Origin of the sequence: Pseudomonas sp. SJZ077, from assembly GCF_007993905.1 — a bacterium.
Classification (GTDB): Bacteria; Pseudomonadota; Gammaproteobacteria; order Pseudomonadales; family Pseudomonadaceae; genus Aquipseudomonas; species Aquipseudomonas mandelii.
In genome coordinates this window covers 1-1441 of the sequence record NZ_VIUJ01000046.1, presented here as the reverse complement: position 1 = coordinate 1441, position 1441 = coordinate 1, and the positions used below count along the sequence as shown (strand labels likewise).

Genomic DNA, 1441 nt, shown 5'->3' with positions numbered 1-1441 from the left:
TGCACCTACCCTGTGAGACCAGCTTTCGCCAGATTGTAAAAAAGCTTGTTAGGATAGGCATGCAAACATCTCGTTTTTACCATAGGAACAGCGGGGCTAACGACCACTGCACGTCATAGCGTGCCACCATCAAGGAGGCTCTCATGGGCCGAACACCTGGGGATGATCTACCAGAAAAACCTCATAAAAGCAGTGAGGATGGCATTCCTGCTCCTAGCGGGGCCGCCAATCTGATTGACACCGACTACGTGATCGGACAGGACAATATCAAAGGTGAGTTTTCATTTTCCCTTGATATCCATGGCAAAGTGTTTGTCATCTCAGCTGCCACTATCTTGCTGTTCGTCATTATGACGCTGGCGCTCCAAAATGAAGTAGAACCACTGTTCAGTGCCATCCGAAACTGGCTGACTGGCAATCTCGCTTGGCTGTTCATGAGCATTGCAAACATATTTGTTTTGCTTTGCATCGGGCTAATTTTCTCGCCGCTGGGGAAGGTTCGATTGGGCGGTAGGGACGCCAAACCAGACCATAGCTACGTGGGCTGGTTCTCAATGCTTTTCGCTGCAGGAATGGGCATTGGCCTAATGTTCTATGGCGTAGCCGAACCCATGTCTCATTATCAAGCGTCCATGGGCGGTGTAACAGTCGATGCAAGTGGAGCCCGAACCGACTGGGCACCGTTAGGAGGTGCAGCGGGTGACGCCAAGGCATCAGCCGACTTGGCAATGGCCGCCACTATCTTTCACTGGGGACTCCACCCTTGGGCGATCTACGCGATTGTCGCTCTGTCCCTAGCCCTGTTTTCTTACAACAAGGGCTTACCGCTCTCTATACGGTCGATCTTCTATCCATTGCTAGGCGAGCGCGTCTGGGGTTGGCCAGGGCACTTGATAGATATCCTGGCGGTATTCGCCACATTGTTCGGGCTGGCGACATCGCTGGGGATAGGAGCTGAGCAGGCAGCAGCAGGGATTGAATATCTCTTCGGTATTGAGTCGACAAATCTAAGCAAAGTAGTGCTGATCGTTGGTATCACCATGATTGCCCTTTGGTCAGTTCTTGCTGGCTTAGATAAGGGCGTCAAGATGCTGTCACAGATCAATATGGGCCTAGCGCTGCTGCTGCTGGTGTTCATCATTGTTGTTGGGCCCACCTTGGCAATCTTCACTGGATTCTTTAAAAATCTGGTGACCTACGCTGAATATCTACCGGCGCTTTCCAATCCTTTCGGACGCACTGACACGGAATTCACTCAGGGCTGGACTGCATTTTATTGGGCATGGTGGATCAGTTGGTCTCCATTTGTGGGGATGTTTATTGCGCGGGTCAGCCGTGGACGAACGGTCAGGGAGTTCTTAATCTCTGTTTTGTTAGTTCCTACCGTGGTGTCCGTATTATGGATGACGACGTTTGGTGGCACTGCCATCGACCAAGCTAC

At 51.5% G+C, this 1441-nt stretch carries 1 protein-coding gene; it reads left to right on the top strand.

The window, feature by feature from the left end; all coding sequences use genetic code 11:
- Positions 1 to 143 precede the first annotated feature (143 nt).
- Positions 144 to 1441, top strand: a 1298-nt coding sequence (locus FBY01_RS31435; RefSeq protein WP_145311123.1) for a BCCT family transporter, incomplete at its 3' end; no start/stop codon positions are given.